Annotated in this window: 16 protein-coding genes; 8 read left to right on the top strand and 8 right to left on the bottom strand. The window is 65.4% G+C overall.

The window, feature by feature from the left end; genetic code table 11:
• Complete coding sequence (locus tag HLH45_RS01325; protein WP_008573332.1) at positions 1–285, top strand: DUF4031 domain-containing protein; 285 nt, start codon at positions 1–3, stop codon at positions 283–285.
• An 83-nt stretch (positions 286–368) separates the two neighbouring features.
• Here the strand turns inward: HLH45_RS01325 and HLH45_RS01330 are convergent, their stop codons facing one another.
• Positions 369–920, bottom strand: a complete 552-nt coding sequence (locus tag HLH45_RS01330; protein WP_008573331.1) for a DUF6630 family protein — start codon at positions 918–920, stop codon at positions 369–371.
• 166 nt (positions 921–1,086) lie between these two features.
• On the opposite strand from HLH45_RS01330, the gene HLH45_RS01335 reads away from it, so the two are divergent.
• Positions 1,087–1,353, top strand: coding sequence for a DUF3297 family protein (locus tag HLH45_RS01335; protein ID WP_008573330.1), 267 nt, complete (start codon positions 1,087–1,089; stop codon positions 1,351–1,353).
• Positions 1,354–1,767: 414 nt separating this feature from the next.
• On the opposite strand, the gene HLH45_RS01340 is transcribed toward HLH45_RS01335, so the two are convergent.
• The 3 genes from HLH45_RS01340 to HLH45_RS01350 form a co-directional block, all read right to left on the bottom strand.
• On the bottom strand, positions 1,768–2,529 hold the full coding sequence (locus HLH45_RS01340) for an ABC transporter permease (protein WP_008573329.1): 762 nt from the start codon (positions 2,527–2,529) through the stop codon (positions 1,768–1,770).
• Positions 2,526–3,470: an ABC transporter ATP-binding protein gene (locus HLH45_RS01345; protein ID WP_008573328.1), complete on the bottom strand. Its 945-nt coding sequence runs from the start codon at positions 3,468–3,470 to the stop codon at positions 2,526–2,528. Before HLH45_RS01345 ends, HLH45_RS01340 begins: the two co-directional genes overlap by 4 nt.
• Before the next feature lie 296 nt (positions 3,471–3,766).
• Complete coding sequence (locus HLH45_RS01350; RefSeq protein WP_171309828.1) at positions 3,767–5,443, bottom strand: Na+/H+ antiporter; 1,677 nt, start codon at positions 5,441–5,443, stop codon at positions 3,767–3,769.
• 661 nt (positions 5,444–6,104) lie between these two features.
• On the opposite strand from HLH45_RS01350, the gene HLH45_RS01355 reads away from it, so the two are divergent.
• Complete coding sequence (locus tag HLH45_RS01355) at positions 6,105–6,662, top strand: fasciclin domain-containing protein (protein WP_008573326.1); 558 nt, start codon at positions 6,105–6,107, stop codon at positions 6,660–6,662.
• 517 nt (positions 6,663–7,179) lie between these two features.
• On the opposite strand, the gene HLH45_RS01360 is transcribed toward HLH45_RS01355, so the two are convergent.
• The 3 genes from HLH45_RS01360 to HLH45_RS01370 form a co-directional block, all read right to left on the bottom strand.
• Complete coding sequence (locus HLH45_RS01360) at positions 7,180–8,616, bottom strand: UdgX family uracil-DNA binding protein (RefSeq protein WP_008573325.1); 1,437 nt, start codon at positions 8,614–8,616, stop codon at positions 7,180–7,182.
• Positions 8,617–8,864: 248 nt separating this feature from the next.
• Positions 8,865–10,109, bottom strand: coding sequence for a putative DNA modification/repair radical SAM protein (locus tag HLH45_RS01365; protein ID WP_008573323.1), 1,245 nt, complete (start codon positions 10,107–10,109; stop codon positions 8,865–8,867).
• Between the two features lie 206 nt (positions 10,110–10,315).
• A complete protein-coding gene (locus HLH45_RS01370; protein ID WP_033478731.1) occupies positions 10,316–11,134 on the bottom strand; it encodes a DODA-type extradiol aromatic ring-opening family dioxygenase in 819 nt (272 codons plus the stop codon).
• A gap of 417 nt (positions 11,135–11,551) precedes the next feature.
• Here HLH45_RS01370 and HLH45_RS01375 point away from each other — a divergent pair, with 417 nt between their 5' ends.
• The 5 genes from HLH45_RS01375 (at position 11,552) to HLH45_RS01395 (ending at position 17,674) form a co-directional block, all read left to right on the top strand.
• The gene (locus HLH45_RS01375; RefSeq protein ID WP_008573321.1) at positions 11,552–12,448 is read left to right on the top strand and encodes a LysR family transcriptional regulator; all 897 of its coding nucleotides are present in this window, start codon (positions 11,552–11,554) and stop codon (positions 12,446–12,448) included.
• 226 nt (positions 12,449–12,674) lie between these two features.
• Positions 12,675–13,244 carry a flavodoxin family protein gene (locus HLH45_RS01380; RefSeq protein ID WP_008573320.1) on the top strand — a complete coding sequence of 190 codons (570 nt, stop codon included), beginning with the start codon at positions 12,675–12,677 and terminating at the stop codon, positions 13,242–13,244.
• A 139-nt stretch (positions 13,245–13,383) separates the two neighbouring features.
• Positions 13,384–14,379 carry an aldo/keto reductase gene (locus tag HLH45_RS01385; protein WP_014091147.1) on the top strand — a complete coding sequence of 332 codons (996 nt, stop codon included), beginning with the start codon at positions 13,384–13,386 and terminating at the stop codon, positions 14,377–14,379.
• A gap of 380 nt (positions 14,380–14,759) precedes the next feature.
• Positions 14,760–15,455 carry a glycosyltransferase gene (locus HLH45_RS01390; RefSeq protein WP_008573318.1) on the top strand — a complete coding sequence of 232 codons (696 nt, stop codon included), beginning with the start codon at positions 14,760–14,762 and terminating at the stop codon, positions 15,453–15,455.
• A 149-nt stretch (positions 15,456–15,604) separates the two neighbouring features.
• Positions 15,605–17,674, top strand: coding sequence for a M13 family metallopeptidase (locus HLH45_RS01395; protein ID WP_033478725.1), 2,070 nt, complete (start codon positions 15,605–15,607; stop codon positions 17,672–17,674).
• 203 nt (positions 17,675–17,877) lie between these two features.
• On the opposite strand, the gene HLH45_RS01400 is transcribed toward HLH45_RS01395, so the two are convergent.
• Positions 17,878–18,861, bottom strand: a complete 984-nt coding sequence (locus HLH45_RS01400) for an oxygenase MpaB family protein (RefSeq protein ID WP_031424999.1) — start codon at positions 18,859–18,861, stop codon at positions 17,878–17,880.
• Positions 18,862–19,128: the final 267 nt, after the last annotated feature.

The following is a 19,128-nucleotide window of genomic DNA, read 5'->3' on the forward strand; positions in this document are numbered from 1 at the left end:
ATGGCCGTCTACGTCGACGATGCGGTGCACCTGTGGCGCGACCAGCGCTGGGCGCACCTGCTCGGCGATACGCTGGACGAGCTGCATGCCATGGCGGCGCGGCTGGGCATTCCCCGCCGCGCCTTCCAGAACAAACTCAGCGGTGCGCACTACGACGTGCCCGCGCCGCTGCGCCTTGAGGCCATTGCCCTGGGCGCCATTCCCATCTCCCGCCACACCGACCGCGCACTGCTCAAGGGCTTGATCGCCAATGCGCGGGCGCAGGCGCGCGGCCAGGCGCCTTGAGTCGGGAATCGGGAATGGGGAATCGTGAGAGCGGCTTGGGACCCGCTCTTGCGATTCCCGATTCCCCACTCCCGATTCCCATCTCAGAACGCCTCATTCCCCAGCCGCACTTCCACACCCAGCAACGAGGTCAGCGCCAGCATGGCGTCGTCGTCGCGGCTGAGCGCAATCCAGCCGGCGTAGGCGTCGCCACCGGTGTTCCAGTTCCACAGCGAGTAGCCGTGCTCGCGCAGGCGATCGAATGCCACCGCCATCAAGTCGGGGACCTCCAGGTTGCCGGCGAAGTCTTCGTCGTCCAGGTCGCCGCCCCAATCGATGCGCAGGTTCCAGCGCGCACTGAGTTCGTCGATGGCGGCGATGAACGCATCGGCGTCCTTCCAGTCCACATAGAAACCCGAGCGCCAATCGATCACGTCCTTCAGCGCCCACAACCAGGCATCGTCGCCGTCGTCGCCATCGGTCCCGGCCTGCGTTTCGCGCCAGGCGTCGAACTGGGCCAGCGCGGTGTCCTCGTCGCCGGGGTTGATCAGCACCAGCAGGTTCCACACCCGCGCGGGATGGTCATCCACATCGTCTTCGTCGCCCTCGGGCTGCAGGCCTTCGTCGTCTTCGTAGTCGGCACTGTTGTCAGGCATTGCGGTCTCGTTTGCTGGAGTGCAGGGGCATAAAGTGTGAGGCCTGACGGCGCGCAAGCAAACCGATGGGCGCACGTCGTTGCGTCGCCGGGGCTGGTCTTCCCGGCGCAGGCCCGTATCCTGTGCGGCCGAAGACGGCTATCCCGGCCGCCATGACGCCTTTCCCATGAGCGATACCCCTCCCGATCACCTGGCCATCGACGCACGCAGCCCGTTCCACAACGCCGATGCCCTCAACCGCGGCGTCGGCGTGCGCTTCAACGGTATCGAACGCGACAACGTGGAGGAGTACTCGGTCAGCGAAGGCTGGATCAAGGTGCAGGTCGGCAAGGCACGCGACCGTCGCGGCAACCCGATGACGATGAAGATCAAGGGCGCTGTGGTGGCCTATTACCTGGACACCAAAGATGGCGCCAAACCGGCTGCCGAGTAAGAGCGGCTGACCAAACGACTTCACGCTGTTCCATTGCAGAGCTGCTGAGCGCGAGTTTGCTGCAGGCTCCTTGCCTGCCCACCATCGCCGGACACGCTGCAAGTACGTCCTTAACAAGCTCTTACGCGGCATCCATGCCGCGTAAGGTCCGGCGACGGTAGGCGGGCAAGCACCTGTCGAGAGTGTCGGTCCGCAGGGTTCAAGCAAAGCAATCGACCAACTTTCTAGCGCGGTGCCCTTGTCGCTTGCGGGACCGTGTGGCGGCATGGATGTCGCCACCGAGCTTACATGGACGTACTTGCGGCGTGTCCCGCGAGCGGCGAGGGCACCGCGCCCTCGCCTCGCTCACCGTTCGACCCGGACCTCTGGCCGCATCCACCAAACTGCGGCGACAAACACCACTGCCTTCACCACTCACGCCTTGAGCCGATAGCCGCTGCGGAAGATCGCCGCCACCACGCCCAGGCACGCCAGCAGGAACAGGAACGTCATGCCGGTGCTCACCGCGATATGCACATCGGCCTTGCCATAGAAGCTCCAGCGGAAGCCGCTGATCAGATACACCACCGGGTTGAACAGGGTGACCTTCTGCCACAACGGCGGCAGCATGTTGATCGAATAGAAACTGCCGCCAAGGAAGGTCAGCGGCGTCACCACCATCAGCGGAATCACCTGCAGTTTTTCGAAGCCATCGGCCCAGATGCCGATGATGAAACCGAACAGGCTGAAGGTCAGCGCGGTGAGCACCAGAAAGCCCAGCATCCACACCGGGTGCGCGATCTCGTACGGCACGAACAGCCGCGCGGTCAGCAGGATCAACAACCCCAGCATCACCGATTTGGTCGCCGCCGCGCCCACGTAGCCGATCACGATTTCCCACCACGCCACCGGCGCGGACAGCACCTCGTAGATGGTGCCGGCCCAGCGCGGCATGTAGATGCCGAACGAAGCATTGGAGATGCTCTCGTTGAGCAGCGACAACATCACCAGGCCGGGAATGATGAAGGCGCCGTAGCTGATGCCGTCGATATCGCCCATGCGCGAACCGATCGCCGCGCCGAACACCACGAAGTACAGCGAGGTCGACAACACCGGCGAGGCGATCGACTGGGTCAGCGTGCGGAAGGCGCGCGCCATTTCGAAGCGGTAGATCGCCGCAATCGCATGCAGGTTCATGCGCGCACCTCCTGCTGACGTGCGCCATGCACCAGGTTGACGAAGATCTCTTCCAGCGAACTCTCGCTGGAATGCAGGTCCTTGAAGTCGATGCCCTGCTCGTTGAGCCGGCGCAGCAGCGCACCGATGCCGGTCTGCTCGGCCTGGGTATCGAAGGTGTAGATCAAGGCGTTGCCGTCGGCGGCCAACTCCAGCGGCAGGTCGGCCAGCGCGGCGGGCAGCGCCTGCAACGGCGCCTGCAGGCTCAACGTGAGCTGTTTCTTGCCCAGCTTGCGCATCAGCGTGTGCTTGTCTTCTACCAGCACCAGCTCGCCGCGATTGATGACACCGACGCGGTCGGCCATGTCTTCGGCCTCTTCGATGTAGTGGGTGGTCAGGATGATGGTGGTGCCCTGCTCGCGCAGCCGCCGCACCATCTGCCACATGTCGTGACGCAGCTCCACGTCCACACCGGCCGTGGGCTCGTCCAGGAACAGGATGCGCGGCTCGTGGGCGAGCGCCTTGGCGATCAGCACACGCCGCTTCATGCCGCCGGAGAGCGTGGAAATCTTGTTGTTGCGTTTCTCCCACAGCGAGAGCTCGCGCAGGATGGTTTCCAGGTACTGCGGATTGGCCGGCTTGCCGAACAGGCCGCGGCTGAAACGCACCGTGGCCCACACCGTTTCGAACGCATCGGTGGCCAGTTCCTGCGGCACCAGGCCGATGCTGGCACGCGCGGCGCGGTAGTCGCGCACGATGTCGTGCCCGTCGGCCAGCACAGTGCCGGAGCTGGGGTTGATCAAGCCGCAGATGATGCTGATCAAGGTGGTCTTGCCGGCGCCGTTGGGGCCGAGCAGCGCGAAGATCTCGCCGCGCCGGATCTCAAGATCCACCTGTTTGAGCGCCTGGAAACCGCCGGCGTAGGTCTTGCTCAAGCCCTGGATGGAGACGATCGAAGTCATGGGTCTGGCACGGGAGGATAAGCGCCACAGGGTAGGCCGTGCGCCATGAAAATGGCAGCAGTGCGAGTGGGATGGTGTCTCCCGACACGCATGCAGGAGCGTGAGCGAACTGGGCTGCGCACGCACGCTGCATCTCGGTGTTGGCGTATCTCTATGCAGGAGCGCGCCTGGGCGCGATGGGGCTTGCCCGCCAACGCCCCATCGCGCCCAGGTGCGCTCCTACCCAAACACGGCAACCGCCTTGGCTCTTGCGATTCCCCACTCCCGATTCCCGATTCCCGCGCGCATCAGCGCGCTCACGCGCGCTTGCGCGACTCGATCAGATCCAGATTGCGCACCAGCCGCCGCGACAGGTCGTCGGAAATTTCGCGTCGTCGCGCAAGCTTGAACAGCTCATTGCGCTCGGCCACCAAGGCCGCATGGCGAAACTGGCGCAGCGCCTTTTCGTAGGCAACCGCCTCTTCCGGATCGGTCTCGGCCATGTCCACCGCGCCGAGCTTGCGCTGATAGCGCTGGCTCACCTGGTTGGCCGCCGCGTTGTAGCGCTCGGCATGCTTGCTGTCTTCCACCAGCCGCTGGCGCAGCTTTTCCACTGCATCCAGCGCCGCCTGCGAAGCGGCCTTGACGGCTAGGTCTTCCTTGAGCTGCTCGTCTTCTTCTTCGGGCAACTCCAGCCCGCGCAACAGCCGCGGCAATGCGACGCTGGCCACCAGCAACGACACCAGAATGACCGAGGCCGCCAGGAAGATCGCCAACTGACGGGCCGGGAAGGGCGAGCCGTCCTCCAGCATCAACGGCAGCGTGAGCACGCCGGCCAGGGTGATCGCACCGCGCACGCCGGCCAGCGACACCGCCACCACGATGCGCCAAGGCGGGCTGACATGCGCCTCGCCACGTCGCTGCGCCTTGAAGATATTCCAGCGCAACGACAGGAACACCCACACAAAACGCAACGCCATCAGGCTGAGACTGATGGTGGCCACGTACACCGCCAGCCACCAGGGATTGAGGTGCCCGGCCTCCTGCACGCTGCGCACCGCGCCGTCCAGGATGCCCGGCAACTGCTCGCCCAGCAGCACGAAGATGATGCCGTTGAAGGTGAACTGCACCGTGTCCCACACCGCCGAACGCTGCAGGCGCATATTGCCCGGCGCATTGCCGGCCATTTCCACGTAGCTCATGGTGATGCCGGCGGCCACTGCGGCCAGGATGCCGGAGGCATGGAAGGCTTCGGCCAGCAGATACGCCGCAAACGGGGTAAGCAGGTTGACCAGGATCGCCGAACCGGGCTCCTCGCCGAAATGCCGCCAGATCCAGGCCTGGATGCGGCTCAGCCCAAAGGTCGTCGCCACGCCCAGGGCCAGGCCGGCCAGCGCCACCCACAGAAAGGTCAGCGAAGCGGCCGCCACCGAGAAGGTGCCGGTCAGCACCGCTGCCACCGCGAACTGGAAACACACCAGGCCCGAGGCGTCGTTGAGCAGCGACTCGCCTTCCAGAATGTGCATCAGGCGCTTGGGGATCGGCACCTTGGAGGCGATCAAAGACACCGCCACCGGGTCGGTTGGCGAAATGATCGCTGCCAGCGCAAACGCCACGGCCAGCGGCATCGCCGGTATCAGCCAATGGATGAAGAAGCCGGCACCAATCACGGTGAAGATGACCAGCCCCAACGCCAGTTCCAGAATGGCCGCCTTGTCGCGGAACAGGCCTTGTTTGGGAATGCGCCAGCCATCCAGAAACAGCAGTGGCGGCAGGAACAACAGGAAGAACAGCTCCGGTTCCAGCTCGTGCCCGGCATCGAAGACGCCGGAGACCACCGCGCCCAGCGCGATCTGGACCAACGGCAGCGGCAACGAAAACGGCAGGATGCGGATGAGGTAACCGCTGGCCGCGACCGCCAGCAACATGGCGAGGACGACATCGATCGAATGCATGAAGAACCCGGAATGAAGAAACGGCCGCACGCGCGGCATCGCATATTGCGACGCACAACAACGCACCTACCGGACCATACCGTGTTGCACCCGGTGATGAAAACCACCGCATTGCCTCGCACCTTGGCAGGTTGGGCGATGCGGCAGGGTTGTTGCGGATCGGTTCAATCGGCCGGCGTCCGATACGCTGGCGAATGGAGGCAGGCGCGGTGACGCGCTTCAAGTGCGCGCCCTGCGGCAAACCGATCGTGCAGCGACGCGATGGCGAGCGGCTGCGGCTCGATCGGTGACGAACGATGCAATGACGCACAGGCGTTTCCGCAACCGCAGCCGGCATGTTGGACACACGCACGTCTGCGTCGGCCGCAGTACATGAACGCTCGATCCGATCGCGCCGAGGACATGTCGCGCCCACGGCATCGAAGGGCGTTGCGCATCGCCTTGCCGCTTTCTTGAAACGCCACGGACCATCGCGCTGTAGCCACGGATGACACGCGAGCGCGTGCGGGTGCAGCGACCGCTGTCGTATCGCTGTCGGTCGTGGCCCACGCGGGCACCAGCCACCTGTGACGCCACCATCACCACGCCAAACGTGGTGATGAATGTCAAAGCAGCGTGATGCATCCGGCCGTTTCGCAGGTGCGTATTGACGCTACGGTTGCCATCCAGGCGATCGCCAACCCAAAAGGATCGATGACTCATGAAGACTTCATTCCAGTCGCTTGCCGTTGCCACCGCCATTGCCCTGAGCAGCGCCATGGCTCCCGCCTATGCTGCGTCCAATCCGACCGTTGGCGGCGCGCCGATGCTGGCGACCAAGGACATTGTCGACAACGCGGTCAACTCCAAGGACCACACCACGCTGGTCGCTGCCGTCAAAGCCGCCGGCCTGGTCGACACGCTGAAGGGCCCGGGGCCGTTCACCGTGTTCGCACCGACCAATGCGGCCTTCTCGGCACTGCCGGCCGGCACCGTCGACACCTTGCTGAAGCCCGAATCCAAGGCGACGCTGACCAAGGTGCTGACCTATCACGTGGTGCCGGGCAAGGTGGATGCTGCTTCGCTGATCGCCAAGATCAAGGCCGGCGGCGGCAGCGCCACGCTGACCACGGTGCAGGGCGAACCGCTGACCGCAAAGCTCAATGGCAAAAAGGTCACCATCACCGACGTCAAGGGCAATACCGCCAACGTCACCATTGCCGACGTCATGCAGAGCAATGGCGTGATCCACGTGGTGGACAAGGTGCTGATGCCGTAATGGCCTGCCGTCGCACTGCGACGCGTCGCGGCTGACGCAGGCACGCTGCCATCGGCGGAACGTGGTTTTTCCGCCGATGGCGCAGCGCTTTCATGCAGCGTCATGGCCTCAGACGCGCTGTCTTGAAGAAGTTTCCGTCGATGAGGCGACCGTTTAGCAAGCGCAGACCTTACGCGACATCGACACACAAGATGTCTCGGCTAGTGCGGTATCGGGCAACCAGAGGCACCGCATGACGGCTGCCCTGTGGGTTCTGTTTGTCGCTAGTGGATCAGCAACTCCAAGCCACCGATCGACGGTGGAGGGCAGTGGATCTGCGAACGTCCTACCGAAGGCAGGTCTTCGTTCAACATGCTGTGCGTCGCGCGAGCCAGCCTCCAGCGACCGCAATCAAACCGTCAAGCGGCGGTGATGGAGTGACCGGCGTGCCGGTGGCTCCGCTTGGTGTCCTGATTCTCCGACACCGTGCGCGTGCCCTTGCACGCGTATTTTTTTGCCCGTGCGACGCGCGGTTTCCCTATCTCGACTGATCGCTGGACGGCGGCGGTGGATCCAGCAATCGACGGAGATCTTCGACAAATCCGCGATACCCTTCTTCGCGCGCATCGGTCGATGGCTGGCGCAACACCCAGGACGGATGCACCGTGGTCAACACCGGCGTGCCGTCGTCCAGGCGGTGCCATTGCCCGCGCTCGCGCATCAATCGGAAGCTGCTTCCCAATATCGCTTGCGCCGCAGTCGCGCCCAGGCAGACGATCTGCGCCGGACGCAATTGCGCCCGTTCGGCCTGCAACCACCCGCTACAGGCCTGTACATGGGTGCGCTCGGGATTGCGATGCAGCCGCCGTTTGCCGCGCTGCTCGAAACGGAAATGCTTGACCGCATTGGTGACATAGAACTTCTCGCGGTCCACACCCAGCTCGCCCAACGCCATGTTGAACAGGCGCCCGGCAGGCCCGACAAACGGACGACCGCTCAAGTCCTCTTCATCGCCAGGCTGCTCGCCGATCACCATCACCGACGCATCGTCGGGTCCTTCGCCGAACACCGTTTGCGTTGCCGGTTGCCACAGCTCGCAACGCCGGCAATCGCGTGCGGCAGTGCGCAACTGGGCCAGGCTTTGGGTGGCCACGTCCGGCAGTGGCGCAGGCGCCGCCGGCACCCGTCGCCGTACCGGCTCGGGCGCGCGCTCGGCCATCTCGCGCACGCGCACGCCGGCTTCACGGATCAGCTCCGGCAACAGCGTGGCTTCGGGCAGGTTCTTCCAATATTTCTGCGGCATTTCCTGCCGCATCATGGTCGGGTTGAGCCGCGCCGGGTTGAAGATATGCGCGTAGTACGTGCGCCAGAGCGTCTCCTGCGCATCGTCGGCCGGGACCTGGGTGCGCACCGCGCCTTCGCCAAAGGCCAACGCCTGCCCATCCCAACGCACGCTGCGGTACGGGGTCAGGATCGCCCAGCGCATGCCGGCAAACCGACGCGCAAAAAACGGCGCCACGCGATCCACGATCCAGTGCTCGGGCTCGAACCAGGACACGAAGTCTTCTTCTTCCCCGGGCAGGCGGCGAAAGCGCACGAAGGCCTTCATCTTGTGCGTATCGCGCTGCACCGCTTTTTGCCACTGCCGTAGCCGGTGCACATCCACATCGGTGGCGCGCTCCAGCAAGGCTTTTTCTCCAGAGGCAACGCGCCACAGCAAGCGATACAACACGGCATGCCGTTGCGGGTCGCGGTGACACAGCACCGAGGCCGCCAGCTGCATGAAATCTGCAGAGACCCGTGGTGGAGGCACCACAGCCGGCAACGCCAACAGGTCCTGCCCCATCAGCAAGCCGCCCTGCGCCCCGCCATTCCAGGCCACATCGTCCGGCTCCACCTGCGCGCACCAGCCCGCCCGCGCCAACGCGCGCCACGCCTCAAAACTCCACGGCGGCTCCACCTCAGCGCTGAACATCGCTCACACCGCACTCCCCAGAGACTAACGCCACCATCAACACCAAGACCCTATCGCCGCTGCTATTGCTATTGCCGTGGCCGTGGCCGTGGCCGTGGATCTTGCTTCACCCCGTCGCCTTAAAGCGAGCCGAGCACCGCAGTCATGCGTGGCCGAAGCGGCGCCCTTGTTTGAGCGTAGCGAGTTTGGGCGCCGTGCCGCGCGTGGCGAGGAGCGCAGGGGACCGGTGCGGCCTTATCGCAGAGGCACTAATCAAACAACCCCGCCTGCCTAGGCGCAGGTGCCAATTGCGCCCGCAACCGCACAGGATCATCCAAGCGTTGACGCGGATGATGATCCAGCACACTCACAAACGGCAGCAACTTCTTCATTGGCACGCGCAGCCGTGCCAGATCCCCAACCCGCAAGCGCGCATGCCGCCGCGACAACAACAGACGCTCCACGTTGCGCGTGCCCAGGCCAGGTACGCGCAGCAGCATTTCGCGCGGTGCCGCATTCAGATCCACCGGAAACCGCTCGGGATTGCGCAATGCCCAGGCCAGCTTGGGGTCCACGTCCAGGTCGAGCATGCCGCTGGACTGCGCCGGCGCAATGTCTTCCACGCTGAACTCGTAGAAACGCAGCAACCAGTCGGCCTGGTACAGCCGGTGCTCGCGCTGCAGGGGCGGCGCCTGCAACGGCAGCTTGGACGAGGCGTCCGGGATGGGGCTGAAGGCCGAGTAATACACCCGGCGCATGCGGTAATTGCCGTAGAGGTTGTGGCTGGTGTCCAGAATGCTGCGGTCGTTGGCATTGTCGGCGCCGACGATCATCTGCGTGCTCTGCCCGGCCGGTGCAAAGCGTGGCGGCTTGGCGCGGCGCACCGTTTCGGCCTTGCGTTCGAGCTGGTTTTCTTCGATGCGCCAGCGCAACTCGCCCATCGCCGAGCGAATGCCGCCCACGCTTTTTTCCGGCGCCAGCAGCGTCAGGCCCTGTTCGGTGGGCAACTCCACATTGATGCTCAAGCGATCGGCATAGCGTCCGGCCGCTGCCAGCAACTCCGGGGCCGCATCCGGGATGGTCTTGAGATGGATGTAACCGGCGAAATGGTGCACCTCGCGCAGCTGCCGCGCCACTTCCACCAGTTGCTCCATGGTGTAGTCGGAGTTGCGGATGATGCCGCTGGAGAGAAACAAGCCTTCGATGTAGTTGCGCTTGTAGAAATCCAGCGTGAGCGTGACCACTTCCTCCGGCGTGAAGCGCGCACGGCGCACATTGCTGGACACGCGATTGACGCAGTACGCGCAGTCGAAGATGCAAAAATTGGTCAGCAGGATCTTCAACAGCGACACGCATCTGCCATCGGGCGTGTACGAGTGGCAGATGCCCATGCCCTCGGTGCTGCCGATGCCGCCGGTGCCCAGCGAGTTGCGCTTGTTGGCGCCACTGGAAGCACAGGAGGCATCGTATTTGGCGGCGTCGGCGAGGACGGCGAGCTTGTCGAGGATTTTCACGCGGGCAGCATGCAGCGGTGGCGTCTCAGCCTATGAGACTCGCCTGCACCCGATCGTGAATGCTTTAGAGCGCTGCGGGTTGGCGCGATCCGGCCGCTCGCAACTGCATGCGTCCCGCCCCTGCCGACCGTGCGATTGCACCATCCCGATCGGCATTGCAGCACTTGGCGCAAACATGCCGATGCGCCCACGTCCGCACCCCGGCGCTATGCCGCGATCGGGTCCGCCGCCGCTGCAGGGCCATCGAAGCGATACAGATCCATGGCCATCAAACCCGCATCGATGCCGGCGTCGATGCGCTGCGCACCAAGCCGGTCATCGCCGGCCGCCCCCATCGCCACGTACAGCGGCAGCCAGTGCTCGTCGCTGGGATGCGCGCGTGCGGCATGCGGCGCCTGGCGGCGGTAGTCCAGCAGCGCGGGGATGTCGTTGTCCAGCAGCTTGCGTTCGGTCCATTCGATGAAGGGCCGCACGTACGGCGCTTGCCGCTCGGCGCTGTAGCCGTGGCGCAAGTCGTGCAGGTTATGGGTGATGCTGCCTGAGCCGACCACCAGCACGCCGTCATCGCGCAATGGCGCCAGCGCACGCCCCAACGCGAACTGGTGCGCCGGTCCCAGCTCGGGCTGGATCGATAGCGACACCACCGGGATGTCGGCGTCCGGATACAGCAGGCGCAGCGGCACCCAGACGCCGTGATCGAATCCGCGCTGCGGGTCCAGCTGCGGATGCAGGCCGGCCTGCTCCAGCCGGCGCACGATCTGCTGCGCCAATGCCGGCTCGCCGGGCGCCGGATAGTCCAGCGCATACAACGGCGCCGGGAAGCCGCCAAAGTCGTGAATGGTCGGCGGCCGCAGCGCACCGCTGACCAGCGGGCGACGGCCCAGCCAGTGCGCGCTCGCCACCACGATGGCACGCGGCCGCGGCAACGCGTGCCGCAGGTTGGCCAGGCGCTCGCCGACCTGCCCCGGCTGCAGCGCAGTCATCGGCGAGCCGTGCGAGATGTACAGGGAAGGCAAGCGGGTCATGGACAGCTCCTTGATCGATGAAAACAGCATCAGCGCGACGGCCTCATGGCGAATGCGCCTGGTCGGGCAAGGCCCGGGCGATCACCGACTCCGCCCATGACGCCAGGTCCCCGGTCGCCGCCCGGGTTTCGGGCGCCAGCCACGGTGACAAGCGTGTCTGTCGGCGGCGGCAAGCCCACAAGCGCCAGGCAGCGCGTGCAAGTGCCGGCCGGAGCGCACGCCATCACTCGGGTCATGCCGGGCACTGCAAACGCCCACGCTGATGCAGACAGGCGTGCCGATGGGGACGCGAAGATGCAAGGCCAGCCGTCATGGCGGACTCCAGTAGGCACCACACCAGCCTATTCATTACAGAATTCTGATAAATACAGTTACTTCAGATAAATTATTTCACTTAAGGTAACAATCGGACCCGCCATGGATACCCTCGATGCGATGCGCGTGTTCGCCGCGGTGGCCGAGCGCAACGGCTTCAGCGCCGCCGCCGATGCATTGGACCGCTCCACTGCCAGCGTCACCCGCCAGGTCGCCGCGCTTGAACAGCGGCTCGGCACCCGCCTGCTCAACCGCACCACCCGCCGGGTCAGCCTGACCAGTGCCGGCAGCGCCTACTACCAGCGCTGCCTGCAGCTGCTGGCCGATCTGGACGACCTGGAGGCCACCATCGGCGCGCAAGCGCTGGAGCCGGCTGGCGTGCTGCGGGTGAACGCGCCGGTGAGCTATGGCATCGAGCGCCTGGGCGCATTGCTGCCGGGCTTTCGTGCACGCTACCCGCAGGTGGAACTGGACCTGTCGCTGTCCGACCGCCTGGTGGACATGGTCGAAGAAGGCTTCGACGTCGCCATCCGCATCACCCGCCAGCCGGCGCCGATGTTGATCGCCCGGCAGTTGGGCAAGGTCCGCATCCTGGCATGTGCATCGCCGGCCTATCTGGCGCGTGCCGGAACACCCCGGCACCCATCCGATCTGGCCGGCCACGAATGCCTGCTCTACCACTACTCCCCCAGCGGCGACGAGGTGCGCTTTCAGGGCCCGGAGGGCGATATCGACGTGCGCCTGCGCGGCGGCCTGCGCGCCAACAACGGGCATGTGCTGAACGCTGCCGCGCTGGCCGGGCAAGGCATCGTGATGCAGCCGGATTTCCTGGCCGAGCCGCACCTCGCCGCAGGGCGGCTGGTGCGCATCCTTCCGGACTACGCACTGGACGAAATCGGCATCTTTGCGGTGTACACCAGCCGCAGCCACCTGGCACCGAAGGTGCGCAGCTTCATCGATTACCTGATCGAATGCATGGCCGAGCCCGGACCTGGTTGAGCCAGCGGCGACGCCAAGAAACAGGTCGCTGATCCGGCACGTGAGCCGATGCGGCCGGGATGCGGGATCGGGGAACTGGGCGCGCAAGCACGCGACATTTCGACAAACGCATCCCGGTTCACCCGCGGCGGCAAACGACCGCGGCAACAGTTCGTCCCGTGCGTGGTCATTCTGCTGTCGCGACCGGTGTGCGCACAATCCGGCTCCCCGTTCAACAGGAGTGCCCATGAGCAAGATCGCCATCGTGTATTTCAGCGGCTACGGCCACACCGTCAAGCAGGCCGAAGCCGTGCACGCAGGCGCGGCCAGCGTTGGCGAGGCCACGCTGTACCGCATCGACCAGGACGGCAACCTGCCCGACGACGCGTGGGATGCCATCAGTGCCGCCGACGCCATCATCTACGGCAGCCCCACCTACATGGGCGGCCCGGCGTGGCAGTTCAAGAAATTTGCCGATGCCAGCTCCAAACCGTGGTTTGCGCAGGCCTGGAAGGACAAGGTCGCTGCCGGCTTCACCAATTCGGCATCGGCCAACGGCGACAAGGCCACCACCATCCAGTACTTGTGGACGCTGTCGCAACAGCATGGCCAGATCTGGGTGGGCACCGGGCTGCCGCCGGCCAACACCAAGGCGCATGGGCCGCAGGACGTGAACTGGACTGGCGGCTGGGGCGGTGCACTGGCGATCTCGCCATCGGACGCGTCGCCGGACGAAGCGCCGCGTCGCGGCGACCTGGAAACGGCCAAGCTGTTCGGCAAGCGCGTGGCCGAAGTGGCCGCCAAGCTCAAGGGCTGATTGCACACCGCGCCGGCCCGCGCAGATCGCAGCTTGGCCTGCCGATCTGCGCGGGCCGTGCGTTAGCGCGTGGGCCACATCGCGCTAACGCCTTTCACGCCATTGTCTCCCGACCTTTTGCTGCACGGAGTCCCCCACCATGCAAACCCGCACGCTTGGCCGTTCCGGCCCCACCGTTTCGGCCCTGGGCCTTGGCTGCATGGGGATGAGCGCGTTCTATGGCGACCGCAGCGACGAGGCCGCCTCGATCGCGGTGATCCACCGCGCGCTCGATCGTGGCATCAGCTTGCTCGACACCGCCGACATGTACGGCCCGCACACCAATGAAGTGCTGGTCGGCAAGGCGATTGCCTCGCGCCGGCATGAAGTGTTTCTGGCCACCAAATTCGGCATCAAGCTCGACCCCAACGACCCGTCGGTGCGCGGCATCGATGGCAGCCCGGCGTATGTGCAGTCCGCGTGCGAAGCCAGCCTGCGTCGGCTGGGCGTGGAGCATATCGACCTGTACTACCAACACCGCGTCGACCCCAACGTACCGATCGAAGACACTGTAGGCGCGATGGCGCGCCTGGTCGAACAGGGCAAGGTGCGCTTTCTCGGTTTATCGGAAGCGGCCGCAGCCACCATTCGCCGTGCGCACGCGGTGCACCCCATCACTGCAGTGCAGACCGAATATTCGCTGTGGTCGCGCGAGCCGGAAGACAACGGCGTATTCGCCGCGGTGCGCGAACTCGGCATCGGGTTCGTGCCGTACTCGCCGCTCGGGCGCGGTTTTTTGACCGGCGCGTTTTCGTCGCCGGACGATTTCGATGCCGACGATTACCGCCGCCATTCGCCGCGTTTTCAAGGCGAAAACTTCACCCGCAACTTGCAACTGGTGGAGCAGGTCAAGACCATTGCTGCCGACAAGGGCATCACACCGGGGCAACTGGCACTGGCCTGGGTGCTGGCGCAAGGCCAGGACCTGGTTCCGATCCCAGGCACCAAGCGGTTGGCCTATCTGGAAGAAAACATCGCTGCGCTGGATGTGGCCCTGATGCCGGACGAACTGGCCCGCATCGATGCCATCTTCCCGCCGCAGGCTGCGGCTGGCACGCGCTACCCGGAAGCGATGATGGGCGCAGTCAACCGCTGAGCCGTGCTGCGTGGCCTAGGTTGGCTGACACGCAGCGGCGGCTGCCAGGTGGGTGCGGATTGCGCGCTTGGAACCGGCGTGTACGAACGTGACACATGCCGATTCCGGGCACGGCCGCGCCCGCATGGCGGTGAGCGCAATCGCCTTGCGGTGTGCTGCGTGTCTTTGCTGGACACAGCCAGCGCTGCGGCACTGCGCTAGCGCCGGTGGAGCTTGCTGCGCGCCACTGCTGCCATCCAACTGTCACACCGCAATCGATAGATGCGTGTGTGTTTCGCAGCGCTCGTTCGATCGCGCGTACTGGATGCTGACCGCCCCTGCTCACACTCCCGCTTCGCAGCCCCTTGCACACTGGCTGCAGTTCACACGCCTATTGCCCCATGCTGTCCTTCGTGATTCCCGCCCATGACGAGGCTGCCCTGATCGGCGACACGCTGCAGTGCCTGCATGCCTGCGCGCAGGCCATGCAGCTGGACTATGAAGTGATCGTGGTGGCCGATGCCTGCGAAGACGCCACGGCAGCCATCGCACGCAGCCATGGCGCGCAGGTGCTGGAGGTGCAGTTGCGCCACATCGCCGCCACGCGTAATGCCGGCGCACAGGCCGCACGAGGCGAGCGCCTGTTGTTTCTGGATGCCGACACATTGATCAACCCGCACGTCGTTGGCGCAGCACTGGCTGCGCTCGATGCCGGCGCGGTAGGCGGTGGGGCGCAGGTGCATCTGCAGGGCAAGCGGGTGTGGTCCGAGCGCATGGCGCAGGCGGTGTTTGGCTGGTTTTTCCGTGTTTCCGGCATTGCGCCCGGGTGCTTTCTGTTTTGTACACGGGTGGCCTTCGTCAGTGCAGGGGGCTTCAACACGCGCTACTACGCCGGTGAAGATGTGGCACTGAGCCGCGCCCTGGCACGCTGCGGACGCTTTGTGATCTTGCGCCAGACCGTGCACACCTCCGACCGCAAGCTGCGCAGCTTTTCCAAGCGCGAGCACCTGAGCCTGCTGTTGCGGTTTCTGTGGCGCGGGCGGCGCATGCTGCAGACCCGCGACGCGCTCGGCTTCTGGTATCAACGCCGGCGCTGAACCGAGCGTGTCCGCATCACCGCGATCCGCGGCGAAGCCTACGCTGGAACCGGCACTCGGCACTGCAGGCCACTACACTGTGCTGTCCGTTTTGGTTATACGAGCTGCGCCGCATGGCTTCTTTGCATCGCCCCGTCCTCATCGCCGCCATGTCTGCCGCGCTGCTGACCAACGCCGCATGCCACCGCGATGGCGCGACACCGGCCGCGAGCACGCACCCCGCGCCGCCCCCTAGCAAGCCCAAGCTCGGCGATTTCGGCTTCGATGCGGCCGGTATGGATCGCAGCGTGGCGCCGGGCGACGACTTCTTCGATTACGCCAGCGGCAACTGGGTCAAGCGCACGCAGATCCCGGAAGATCGCGCCAGCTTCAACAGTTTCGTTTCCATCGCCATCGAGACCGAGCGGCATAGTCGCGACATCATCGAAGGCGCTGCCGCCAACGACCGCGTCACCGGTGAAGACAAACAGATCGGCGACTACTACGCCGCCTACATGGACGAAGCCAGCATCGAGGCCAAGGGCGTGCGCCCGGTGCAACCGGAACTGGAAGCGATCGCCCAGCTCGACGACAAGCAGGCCCTGGCGCGCACCTTGGGCGGCCAGCTGCGTGCCGATGTCGATCTGCTCAACGCCACCAATTTCCATACCGACCGGCTGTTCGGCCTGTGGGTGTCGCAGGACCTGCATCATCCGGGCCGCTACGTGCCCTATCTGGTGCAAGGCGGCCTGGGCATGCCCGAGCGCAGTTTCTACCTGGACGGCGGGCGTATGGCGCAGCTGCGCGAAGCCTACCGCGCGCACATCGTCACCTTGCTGGAGCTGGCCGGCATCGACGATGCGCCCGCCAGGGCCGAGCGCATCCTGGCGCTGGAAATCGCCATGGCACGCGTGCACGCGACTCCCGAGCAGACCAACAACGTGCAGGCCGGCGCCAATGCCTGGAAGCAGTCCGATTTCGCGCGCAATGCGCCCGGCCTGGACTGGGCGGTGTTCTTCGAGGCAGCCGGCCTCAACGCACAACAGGATTTCATCGTATGGCAGCCGCGCGCGGTGAGTGGGTTGTCGGCGTTGGTGCAGTCCGAGCCGCTGCAGACCTGGAAGGATTACCTGAGCTTCCGCGCGCTGGATCGCGCCTCGCCCTACCTGTCCAAGGCCTTCGCCGACGAGCGCTTCGCGTTTTACGGCACCACGCTGGAAGGTACCCCGCAGCAGCGCCAGCGCTGGAAACGCGGCATCGACGCGACCAACGCCGCATTGGGCGAAGCGGTCGGCAAGCGCTACGTGCAGAAGTACGTCAGCGCGCAGACCAAGACGCGTGCCGAAGAGATGGTGAAGAACATCATCATCGCGTTCGGCAAACGCATCGACGCACTGGAGTGGATGAGCGCCGAAACCAAACAGCATGCCAAGGCGAAAATCGCCGGCCTGACGGTGGCGGTCGGCTACCCGGACACCTGGCGCGACTACAGCGGGCTGGACGTGCGCCGCGATGATGCGCTTGGCAACGTGCAACGCGCCGAGGTCTTCGAATACCGCCGCAACCTGGCCAAGCTGGGCAAGGCGGTCGATCATCGCGAGTGGTACATGCTGCCGCAGGAGGTCAACGCGCTGAACGTACCACTGGAAAACCGCCTGATCTTCCCGGCGGCGATCCTGCAACCGCCGTTCTTCGATCCCGCCGCCGACGATGCGGTGAACTATGGCGCGATCGGCGCGGTGATCGGCCACGAGATCAGCCACAGCTTCGACAACATGGGCGCGCTGTTCGACGAACACGGCGAGCTGCATAACTGGTGGACACCGCAAGACCTGAAAAAATTCGAGAGCGCCGGCAATGCCCTGGCCGCGCAGTTCAGCGCCTACCAACCGTTCGACGACTTGTCGGTCAACGGCAAGCTGACGCTGGGCGAAAACATCGCCGACGTTGCAGGCCTGGCCACTGCATACGACGCCTACCAGCTGTCGCTGCAGGGCAAGCAGCCCCGGACCCTGGACGGTTTCAGCCCGGATCAGCGCTTTTTCCTGGGCTTTGCACAGGCCTGGCGCGGCAAGTATCGCGACGCGGCACTGCGCAATGCGCTACTCACCGATGTGCATGCACCTGGCCGCTTCCGCGCGCAAACCGTGCGTAACCTGGATGCCTGGTACCCGGCCTTCGATGTGACACAGGGTCAGCAGCTGTATCTGGCGCCGGAGCAGCGGGTCAGGATCTGGTAGGTGCTGGTCGAGGTCGATGCAGCGCCAATGGAGCTGGTGTCTGCGGCATTGTTTGTCGTGGCGCGCGGCAGTGCCATGCCGGGGGATGGCGAAGTGCGTGAGTACCCACGTCGTGGTTGCCGTCGAAAAAACGGCACGACCAGCGATTGCCTATCGCGCCACCAGCGCACGTCAGAACACCCGCTCCGCCCGGCCCACCGCCGTTACACGCCGACAGGCCACTCCAGCAACATCGCCGGCGGCAATTGCATGCGCCTGCATGCGCGCGCAGACAGTCCGTCGCGCAAGGCCGTGCGGAACAGCGGCGACAGGCTGCGCAGCAACCGTGCCGATGCGCGCGCCTGCGCGCGTTGGGTGGTGGTGCGGCCGAGCATGTCGCTGGCCCAGCCGGGCAACAAGGCCGTGCCGGCGCCGAGAAATACCCCGCGCGACAGACCCGCGGCGGGCACCGGCAGCTGGATGCTGGTGAGGATGTCGAGCACCTCGCGCGAGCGCGCGTCCATGCGTAACTCTCCCAGCACCGATGCGAAATACGCATCCACCTGCGCCTCGCTGGCCGGCACATCGGCTGCGCCCAACGCCTCGGCCACGCGTCGCGCTTCGTCGTAGTAGCGGTCGGCGATGGCAGCAGGCACCTGGCGGCAATAACGCCGGCATCCCTGCAAGAACCCATAGGCCTCGGTCACGTGCACCCAAGTGAGCAACTGCGGGTCGTTGGCCTCGTAAGGCACGCCGTCGGCAGTGTGGCCGCGAATCTGCGAGTGGATCTTGCGCACGCGCGCAATCAGCTGTTCGGCTTCCGCGGCTGGCGCGTAGGTGGTGCCGGCGACGAAGTTGGTGGTGCGCCGCAGCCGCCCGATCAAATCGGTGCGGAAGTTGGAATGGTCGTAGACCCCGGCCAGCGCCCGCGGATGCAACAACTGCAACATCAATGCGCACAGGCCGCCGGACAGCATGCCCGGAAATTCGGAGTGGATGCGCCAGGTGATGCTGTCGGGCCCGAAGATGCCGGGATCGCCCAGCGGCTGATCGTATTCGATGGTGCTCTGACCACGCGGAAACGCGTCGAGCACCCAGCGATGGATCTGTTTGGCGGCGGGGGCAGTGAGAGTGCGCAGGACGGCTGACATGCGGCAATGATACGCAGCCCATCTGCAACGCCAGGTCAGCGTAGCGCTGACCGGCATCCGTTCGGCACGTCAGCGCGGCGATGGCGATGGCGACCAGATGCTGACGGGCATCGTGACCGCGCGGCCGGAAGAACGCGACCTGGCATCTGGGTGGGGTACTGACCATCCGGGCGATCAGGCCCGCTGAGCTTTTTACCAACGGGCCCGGCGTCGCCGAACGCCCTACCCTTCCAGCATGTCCGGCAAGCCGGCTTGCCTGTCCTTGGAGCCCGGCAATTGCCGCAGCGCCGGGTGTGCAGTGCAGCAAGATCGAAGGCGCCGCGC

The sequence above is a fragment of the Xanthomonas euvesicatoria genome, assembly GCF_013112235.1.
GTDB lineage: Bacteria > Pseudomonadota > Gammaproteobacteria > Xanthomonadales > Xanthomonadaceae > Xanthomonas > Xanthomonas euvesicatoria.

Bases quoted from the DNA above. Each gene is read 5' to 3' on its own strand.
- HLH45_RS01325 (WP_008573332.1), top strand. From the start codon at position 1: ATGGCCGTCTACGTCGACGATGCGGTGCACCTGTGGCGCGACCAGCGC.
- HLH45_RS01330 (WP_008573331.1), bottom strand. From the start codon at position 920: ATGCCTGACAACAGTGCCGACTACGAAGACGACGAAGGCCTGCAGCCC.
- HLH45_RS01335 (WP_008573330.1), top strand. From the start codon at position 1,087: ATGAGCGATACCCCTCCCGATCACCTGGCCATCGACGCACGCAGCCCG.
- HLH45_RS01340 (WP_008573329.1), bottom strand. From the start codon at position 2,529: ATGAACCTGCATGCGATTGCGGCGATCTACCGCTTCGAAATGGCGCGC.
- HLH45_RS01345 (WP_008573328.1), bottom strand. From the start codon at position 3,470: ATGACTTCGATCGTCTCCATCCAGGGCTTGAGCAAGACCTACGCCGGC.
- HLH45_RS01350 (WP_171309828.1), bottom strand. From the start codon at position 5,443: ATGCCGCGCGTGCGGCCGTTTCTTCATTCCGGGTTCTTCATGCATTCG.
- HLH45_RS01355 (WP_008573326.1), top strand. From the start codon at position 6,105: ATGAAGACTTCATTCCAGTCGCTTGCCGTTGCCACCGCCATTGCCCTG.
- HLH45_RS01360 (WP_008573325.1), bottom strand. From the start codon at position 8,616: ATGTTCAGCGCTGAGGTGGAGCCGCCGTGGAGTTTTGAGGCGTGGCGC.
- HLH45_RS01370 (WP_033478731.1), bottom strand. From the start codon at position 11,134: ATGACCCGCTTGCCTTCCCTGTACATCTCGCACGGCTCGCCGATGACT.
- HLH45_RS01375 (WP_008573321.1), top strand. From the start codon at position 11,552: ATGGATACCCTCGATGCGATGCGCGTGTTCGCCGCGGTGGCCGAGCGC.
- HLH45_RS01380 (WP_008573320.1), top strand. From the start codon at position 12,675: ATGAGCAAGATCGCCATCGTGTATTTCAGCGGCTACGGCCACACCGTC.
- HLH45_RS01385 (WP_014091147.1), top strand. From the start codon at position 13,384: ATGCAAACCCGCACGCTTGGCCGTTCCGGCCCCACCGTTTCGGCCCTG.
- HLH45_RS01390 (WP_008573318.1), top strand. From the start codon at position 14,760: ATGCTGTCCTTCGTGATTCCCGCCCATGACGAGGCTGCCCTGATCGGC.
- HLH45_RS01395 (WP_033478725.1), top strand. From the start codon at position 15,605: ATGTCTGCCGCGCTGCTGACCAACGCCGCATGCCACCGCGATGGCGCG.
- HLH45_RS01400 (WP_031424999.1), bottom strand. From the start codon at position 18,861: ATGCCGGTCAGCGCTACGCTGACCTGGCGTTGCAGATGGGCTGCGTAT.